Below are 8,099 nucleotides of genomic sequence, written 5' to 3'. Positions count from 1 at the left end.
GGTCGGGTCGGGCTCGTCGGCACGCGACCGACGAGGTGATGGCGGCGATCCAGCGACTCAGCGGGCCGGTCGAGGCGGGTTCGTACACCGATCCGCCCGCCCCGTCGGTCGTCGCGCGCGTGCGCCGCGCGATGCGGCCCGACCCCGTGGGTCCCGATCCGCTCGACTGAGTCGCGCTGCTCGCCCGCGCCGGGCGTAGCGTCGGAGCCATGAAGGTCGCAGTGCTCGGGACGGGCATCATGGGTCAGGGCGTGGCGGGAACACTGCTGCGCGAGGGGTTCGACGTCACGGTCTGGAACCGTACGAGGTCGAAGGCCGAGCCGCTGGCCGCCGACGGCGCCGTGGTCGCCGACACGGCGCGTCAGGCGGTCGAGGGCGTCGACGTGATCGTCACCGTGCTGTTCGACGGCGACGCCGTGCTCGAGGTCCTCGACGACGCGGCCGACGCGAGCCGTCCCGACGCCGTCTGGGTTCAGGCCAGCACCATCGGCGAGGCCGACACGGCCCGCGTCGTCCGGGCGGCCGACGGGCACGGGCTCCGGCTCGTCGAGGCGATGATGCTCGGTACGAAGAAGCCGGCCGCGACGGGGAAGCTCGTCATGCTGGCCGCCGGCGACGGTGCCTTGCTCGAGACCGTGCGTCCGGTGCTCGACGCGATGGGCTCGAAGACGATCGTCGCGGGTGACACGGTCGGGCAGGGGACGGCGCTCAAGCTCGCCGCCAACGCCTGGATCGCCACGATCACCGCCGCCACGGCCCAGTCGCTCGCGCTGACGGAAACTCTCGGCCTCGATCCGCAGCTCTTCCTCGACGCGATCGACGGCGGCCAGTCCGACACCCCGTACGCGCACCTCAAGGGCGCGACGATGATCGCCGGCGAGTACCCGGCCCAGTTCGCGCTCGACGGCATCCGCAAGGACCTCGGCCTGATGCGCGAGGCCGCCCGGGGCACGCGCTTCGACACCGGCCTGCTCGAGGCGCTGTCCGGCGTCTACGCGGCGGCCGCCGAGCAGGGCCACGGCGACGACGACATCGCCGCGGTCCGCACCGGCTTCGACCGGGAGAGCTGAGCGGGCCGGCCCGGCCGGAGGTGGATGCTCCTCGGTGAGGCGACGCGCGCCTCCTCGACCGTGAGCCGTTCCCGACCTCCGGCCGTGGCTTTCGTGTGCAATTCGCGACAGCCGGGCTGGCGACACGCCGACGAAGTGGGGTTCATCGGACGTCGAGCAGCTCGGCTGTCGCGAATTGCACAGGGGGGCCAGGCGGCGAGGGTCGCGACGTGCCCGGGGTGGGGTTCAGCGGCCCGTGCCGGAGAGGGCGGCGGAGGCACGGCCGTCATCGTCACCGCCCGACCGCTGGCGCGCCTGGCCCCGGGGACGTGGCCGACACCCCAGCCCGCGCACAGGGGTCTCGATGACTTCCGAGGGTGTCGGCGCACCCGGCGGGGAATGCAGCGTGCAACCGCCGGGTTGCCTCACGAGCGCCCCCGCCCGAGGGCGACCCATCGTTCGGAAGGACCACCCTTGGACCTCTTCTCTCCCGCCACCTTCGGCCAGCTCGAGCTGCGCAACCGCCTCGTCATGGCGCCCCTCACCCGTCTGCGCTCCGGTGACGCCGGCATCCCGGGCGACGTCGTGGTGGAGCACTACCGTCAGCGCGCCTCCTTCGGTCTGATCACGACGGAGGGCACCTACCCCTCGCAGGAGTCGAAGGCCTACGACGGCCAGCCCGGCATCGTCACCGACGAGCAGGTCGCCGGCTGGAAGCGCGTCGCCGACGCCGTCCACGCCGAGGGCGGCCAGATCGTCATGCAGGTCATGCACGGCGGCCGCGTCTCGCACACCGACATCACCCGCACCGACCGCATCGTCGGCCCCAGCGCGATCGCCATCGACGGTCAGGTGCACACCTCGGCCGGCAAGGTCGACTTCCCCGTGCCGCACGCCCTCACCACCGACGAGGTGCGCCAGGTCACGGCCGACATCGTCGCCGCGTCGAAGCGCGCCGTGCTCGAGGCCGGGCTCGACGGCGTCGAGATCCACAGCGCCAACGGCTACCTGCTGCACGAGTTCCTCTCGCCCGTCTCGAACGTCCGCACCGACGAGTACGGCGGAACCCCCGAGAACCGTGCCCGCCTCGCGATCGAGACCGCGACCGCCGTGGCCGAGGCGATCGGTGCCGGCCGCGTCGGCATCCGCCTGTCGCCCATGCACAACATCCAGGACGTCGTCGAGACCGACGTCGCCGACGTGACCGCCGTCTACCGCGCGCTCGTCGAAGGACTCGCGCCGCTCGGCCTCGCCTACCTCAGCGTGCTGCAGGCCGACCTGCGCGGCGAGCTCGTGCAAGACCTGCGGACGCGCTTCGGTGGCCCGTTCATCGCCAACAGCGGCTTCGGTCAGATCACCACGCGCGACGAGGCGATCGCCGAGGTCGCGGACGGCCAGGCCGACGCCGTCGCCGTGGGCCGATTCGCCATCGCCAACCCCGACCTGGTCGAGCGTTGGCAGGGCGACCACGAGGTCAACGAGCCGAACCCCGCCACGTTCTACGCCGAGGGTGCTGAGGGCTACACCGACTACCCGACGCTGCAGCACGCCGACCGCTAGTCGGTCGCCTGCACCGCGAACCCCGTTCCGTGCGACGAACCACGTTCCTTCGTGGTTCATCGCACGGAACGGGGTTCGTCGTCGAGGGGCCCGTGCGCGCGGTCCGCGCGGCATCCGGCGCCCGCGGCGATCCGAGGAGGCGCGGGTCGCGTCACCCGCGCCGCGCACCGGGCGGAGACAGGATGGCATGAGTGACGTGAAGCACCCGTCCGACCTCGGGATCGACGTGAGCGAGGGCTCGCCTCAGCAGCTGTACCGCTGGCTGCTCGCGAGCGTGCTGTTCGGCCGGCCCGTGCAGCAGGGCGTCGCCGCCGACACCTACCAGGTGCTGATCGACCACGGGCTGACCAGTCCCGCCCGCTTCGCCGAGCACGACCACGAGGGGCTGCGGCGGCTGCTCGACGAGGCCGGCTACGCCCGCATCGACCACGTGATGAGCGACGAGCTGCACGAGGTCATGGGGCGCGTCGACTCCGACTGGGGGTCGGTGAACCACCTCGTGCGGTCGTCGGCGGACCGGGCCGACCTGACCCGCCGCCTCACCGACCTCAAGGGTGTCGGCCCGAAGACCGCCGAGATCTTCACGCGCGAGCTGCCCGACGCGCTCTACGGCACCGCCTGACCGGGGCACCCGTAGACTCGGAGCGATCTCGGGGGCGCGACCCGCGCCTCCTCGGGTGTGACCGGTGCGACCGCACCGACAGTCCGCGCGATCGCGCAGAGGGGGCCTCGTGACGCTCGTCGACAAGCTGTTCCGTCAGGACGAGTGGCGCACCGTGCCCAACGCCATCTCGGCGGCGCGGCTGCTGCTGCTGCCGGTGTTCCTCGTGTTGATCGTGGATCAGCACTACTGGTCGGCCATGGTCGTCATCGCGGTCGTCTTCGTGACCGACTTCCTCGACGGGTTCATCGCCCGTCGCACGAACACCACGTCCGAGCTCGGCAAGTGGCTCGACCCGGTGGCCGACCGCATCACCGTGATCGTCGTCGTCATCGCGTTCGTCGCGGGTGGCCTGGTGCCCTGGCCGGTGCTGCCGCTGCTGCTCGTGCCCGACCTGCTGCTCAGCGCGTACGCCCTGTTCGTGCTGGCCGGGGCGTCGTTCCCGGTGACGTGGGTCGGCAAGGTCCGTACCGCGCTGATCTTCGTCGGGTTGCTGCTCGTGCTGGTCGCGGCGGCGGTCGTGGACCAGGTCGGCGGGGCGGGAGGCACGGCCGGGGGCGCGGCGCCGGTCCCGCTCGCCGATGCCGGTGCCGCAGGCCGGACGATCGGCCTCGTGGTGCTGTGGGTCGGCCTCGTCGGCCACTGGGTCGCGGCGGTCCTCTACGCCGCCGCGCTCGTCCGGATGCGCCGAGCGCGCCGCACCGCCTGACCCGCACCCGCGCCCCTGCCCTGCCGCCCTGCCCTGCCCAGGTGTGCAATTCGCGACAACCGAGGTCGGGGAAAACGATTTCCCCGTGAATCGGGCGGCGTGTCGGCCGGCGGTTGTCGGGTTCGGCACGCGGGGAGGCGCGGTGCCGGTCGGGTTCGGCACCCCCGGGAGGCGCGGTGCCGGTCGGGTTCGGCACCCCCGGGAGCGCGGTGCCGGTCGCGACGTGCCCGGGCGTCCGGTCCCCCGGGAGAGGCGCACCCTCCCGGGCGTAACGTCGACCGCATGACTCGCCTCACCACCCCCTTCAGTGCCGCCACCACCGCGAACGAGGTCGTCGACGGCCTCGACCTGACCGGCCGACGCATCGTCGTGACCGGCGCCGCGTCCGGCATCGGCATCGAGACCGCCCGCTCCCTCGTCGCCGCCGGGGCCGACGTGACCCTCGCCGTCCGCCGTCCCGAGCAGGGCGAGCAGGCCGTCGCCGACATCCGCCAGAGCACCGGCGACGGCAACGGCAACGGCACCGTCCGTGCCGCGATCCTCGACCTCGAGAAGCGCGACACCCTGCAGGCCTTCGCCGACGCGTGGCAGGGTCCGCTCGACGTGCTGATCGACAACGCCGGCATCATGGCCACGCCCGAGACCCGCACCCCCGAGGGCTGGGAGCTGCAGTTCAGCAACAACCACCTCGGGCACTTCGCCCTGGCCAACGCGCTCCGCGGTGCCCTCGTCGAGGGTGCCCAGGCCTCGGGCACCCCGTCACGCCTCGTGTCGCTCAGCTCGACCGGCCACCACTTCTCGCCCGTCGTGTTCGACGACGTGATGTTCGAGCGCCGCCCGTACGACCCGTGGTCGGCCTACGGCCAGTCCAAGACGGCGAACTCGCTCTTCGCGGTGGGCGTCACGCAGCGCTGGGCCGACGACGGCGTGCTGGCGAACGCGGTGCACCCGGGCGGCATCCTCACCCCGCTGCAGCGCCACCTGCCCAAACAGGAGATGCTCGACCGCGGCTGGATCGACGAGGACGGCACCCCCAACCCGGCCTTCAAGTCGACCCAGCAGGGGGCCGCGACGTCGGTCTTCGTGGCCGTCCACCCGCTCGTCGAGGGGGTCGGCGCCCGCTACTTCGAGGACGTCGCCGAGGCCGAGCCCTTCCGCGAGGACGCCCGGGGCCGCGGCGTCAAGGACTACGCCCTCGACCCCGAGCAGTCGGACCGCCTCTGGGCGCTCAGCGAGCAGCTGGTCGGCTGACGCACCGGACCCGCACGCCCGGCTGACGGGCCGAGGACGCAGGAGGCGCGGGCCGGGTCGACGACCCAGCCCGCGCCTCCTGCGTCCTGCGTCGGCGGCTCAGCCGGTGTTCTGCAGCCCGGCGGCGATCCCGTTGACGCTGAGCAGCAGGAGGCGGTGGTCGGCGTCCGCCGGGTCACCACCGCCCGCGACGCGGATCGCCCGCAGGGCGCGCAGCTGCAACAGTGAGAGCGCGTCGACGTAGGGCGAGCGCAGGCGCACCGCGCGGCTCAGCACCGGGCGTCCGTCGAGCACCTCGCCGTGGCCGCTGACCGCGAGCACCCACTTGCGCGTGCGGGTCATCTCGTCGAGCACGCGTCCGGCGAGGTCGTCGCGGTCGGCCAGCGCCAGGTACTCGCGGGCGATGTGTTCGTCGGTCTTGGCGAGCGACATCTCGACGTTCTTGATCATCGCCGAGAAGAGCGGCCAGGCCGCGTAGGCCTCACGCAGCAGGTCGAGGTCGCCCACGGCCTCGAGGGCCGAGCCGAGGCCGTACCAGCCGGCGAGGTTGATGCGGGCCTGGGTCCAGGCGAAGACCCACGGGATCGCCCGGAGGTCTTCGAGGGACTCAACCGAGAGCCCCCGACGGGCGGGACGTGACCCGAGGGCGAGCAGCCCGACCTCTTCCATGGGGGTGACGGCGGCGAACCACGACGCGAAGCCGTCGGCCTTGACCAGGCCGAAGAACGCCTCACGCGAGGCGACGTCCATCGTCGAGGCGACCTCGGCGAACCGGGTGGCGGCGGTCGCGTTGGCTTCCTCGTTCGACGGGCTCGACGCCAGCAGCGTGGCCGCGGCCATCTGCTCGACGTGTCGGGCGGCGATGGTCTTGTTGCCGTACTGGGCGAAGATGACCTCGCCCTGCTCGGTGATCTTGAAGCGGCCGTCGACCGAGGCCGGCGGCTGTGCCAGCACGGCTTCGTTGGCAGGTCCGCCACCGCGGCCGAGGGCGCCGCCGCGACCGTGGAACAGCGTCAGCTCGATGTCGTTCTCGGCGGCCCAGTCGGCGATGCGGGCCTGGGCGGCGTAGAGGGCGAAGGTGGCCGAGACGGGCCCGACGTCCTTCGACGAGTCCGAGTAGCCGAGCATGACCTCGAGGCGGCGGCCGGTCGCCGCGAGGCGCTTCTGCACCGCCTCGGTCTGCAGGGCCTCGTCGAGGATGCGCGTGCTGGCCTCGAGGTCGGCGAACGTCTCGAACAGCGGGATCACATCGAGCACGGGCGCGGGTTCGTCGCCCATCGCGCGCTCGGCGAGCTCGTAGACGGCGGCCAGGTCGGCCGACGACTGCGTGAACGACACGATGTAGCGCGACGCGGCCCGCACGCCGTAGCGCTTCTGCAGGTCGGCGATCGTGCGGAACACCGCGAGGACCTCGTCGGTCATCTCGCTCCGAGCAGGAGGCGCGGTGTCGGACCCGGCGTCGCCGCCGGTCGACCGCTCCCCACCCGCCACCGGGTCGGCCGCGCGGAGCTCGGCGAGGGCCGTGCGGTGCACCTGCGAGTGCTGGCGCACCTCGAGCTCGGCGAGGTGGAAGCCGAACGTCTCGACCTGCCAGACGAGGCCCTGCAGGTCGCCGTTGGCGCTGCGGTGCGCGCCGGCCGCGCGCAACGACTGCTGCACGACGCGAAGGTCGGCGAGCAGCTCGTCGGGGTGGCCGTAGGCGAGCGGTGCGCCCTCGCGGCGGGTCGCGTCGATGCGGGCCGCGACGAACATCAGCACGCGGCGGTGCAGCTCGTGGGGTGAGCGGACGCCGATGCGGGACGCGACGTCCGCGTCCATCCCGCGCTGCGCCTCCGCGAGGGCCACCAGCTCGTCGGAGGCCGGGGTCTCGGCCTCGTCGAGCGTCAGGGTGCCGCCGATGCGGGTCGTCGCGCGGTGCAGGCCGAGCAGGACGTGTTCGGCGGCGATGTCGGCGGCGGCCCGGGTGACCTCGGCCGTGACGTGCGGGTTGCCGTCACGGTCCCCGCCGATCCAGGTGCCGAGGCGCATGAAGGCGGGGGCGACGGCGGGTTCGCGGCCGGCGGCGTCGCCGAGCAGCCGGTCGTCGAGCAGGCGGTAGACCTGCGGCACGATCTCGAAGAGCGTCTGGTCGAAGATGCTCATGGCCGTGCGGACCTCGTCGAGCGGGGTCGGGCGCGTGGTGCGGATCGGCGAGGTGCGCCAGAGCGTGTCGACCTCCTCGAGCAGGCGACGTTCGGCCTCGGCCACGGCGACGTCGTTCTCGAGTCGGTCGCGGTCGATCATCAGGTCGCTGATGCGACGGATGCTCGACGCGACCGCACGGCGGCGGGCCTCGGTCGGGTGCGCGGGGAGCACGGGGTGGAAGCGCAGGGCGTCGAGTCGCTTCGAGGCCTCGTCGGCACCGACCTCGTCGGTCAGCTGGCGCAGCGTGGCCGAGACCGGGTCGCCCGCGGCGCTCGCCTCGCTGCCGCGGCGGCGCAGCACACGGGCGCGGTGGTGCTCCTCCGCGAGGTTGCTGAGGTGGAAGTAGCAGGTGAAGGCACGCGCGACCTGCTCGGCGAGCCCCTGGTCGAGGGCGTCGACGAGGCGTTGGGCGTCGTCGAGGCTCGCGCCGTCGGCCCCCTCGTGGGCGGCGATGACTGCCGCCCGGACGGCCTCGACGGCCTGGAAGAGTTCGTCCCCGCCGGATTCGCGCAGCACCCGGCCGAGCAGGCTGCCGAGGTAGCTGACGTCCTGACGGAGGCTGCCGTCGACGGCGCCGCTGATGTCGTCACGGCTGCCGTCGTGTCGTCGTGTGGTCTCGATGTCGGTCACCGCACCATCTTGGACGACCCGGGCGGTGTATGACGCCACGTTCTGGTCAGACCGC

6 protein-coding genes are annotated in these 8,099 nt (G+C 72.9%); 5 read left to right on the top strand and 1 reads right to left on the bottom strand.

Going from position 1 to position 8,099, the window contains the following annotated elements:
* Positions 1 to 209 precede the first annotated feature (209 nt).
* The 5 genes from AEQ27_RS01750 to AEQ27_RS01730 all read left to right on the top strand — a co-directional run bounded on the left by AEQ27_RS01750 (position 210) and on the right by AEQ27_RS01730 (position 5,230).
* A complete protein-coding gene (locus AEQ27_RS01750) occupies positions 210 to 1,070 on the top strand; it encodes an NAD(P)-dependent oxidoreductase (RefSeq protein WP_082383143.1) in 861 nt (286 codons plus the stop codon).
* A gap of 453 nt (positions 1,071 to 1,523) precedes the next feature.
* A complete protein-coding gene (locus AEQ27_RS01745; RefSeq protein WP_054145120.1) occupies positions 1,524 to 2,609 on the top strand; it encodes an alkene reductase in 1,086 nt (361 codons plus the stop codon).
* Positions 2,610 to 2,796: 187 nt separating this feature from the next.
* Positions 2,797 to 3,231, top strand: a complete 435-nt coding sequence (locus AEQ27_RS01740) for a hypothetical protein (protein WP_054145119.1) — start codon at positions 2,797 to 2,799, stop codon at positions 3,229 to 3,231.
* Between the two features lie 109 nt (positions 3,232 to 3,340).
* Entirely contained in the window at positions 3,341 to 3,979 is a 639-nt protein-coding gene (locus AEQ27_RS01735; RefSeq protein ID WP_054145118.1) for a CDP-alcohol phosphatidyltransferase family protein, read from the top strand.
* Positions 3,980 to 4,261: 282 nt separating this feature from the next.
* A complete protein-coding gene (locus tag AEQ27_RS01730; protein WP_054145117.1) occupies positions 4,262 to 5,230 on the top strand; it encodes an SDR family NAD(P)-dependent oxidoreductase in 969 nt (322 codons plus the stop codon).
* A gap of 99 nt (positions 5,231 to 5,329) precedes the next feature.
* Here the strand turns inward: AEQ27_RS01730 and AEQ27_RS01725 are convergent, their stop codons facing one another.
* On the bottom strand, positions 5,330 to 8,044 hold the full coding sequence (locus tag AEQ27_RS01725; RefSeq protein WP_054145116.1) for a phosphoenolpyruvate carboxylase: 2,715 nt from the start codon (positions 8,042 to 8,044) through the stop codon (positions 5,330 to 5,332).
* Positions 8,045 to 8,099: the final 55 nt, after the last annotated feature.

This window comes from Frigoribacterium sp. RIT-PI-h, from assembly GCF_001297205.1.
GTDB lineage: Bacteria > Actinomycetota > Actinomycetes > Actinomycetales > Microbacteriaceae > Frigoribacterium.
This window is presented reverse-complemented; position numbering and strand designations above follow the sequence as displayed.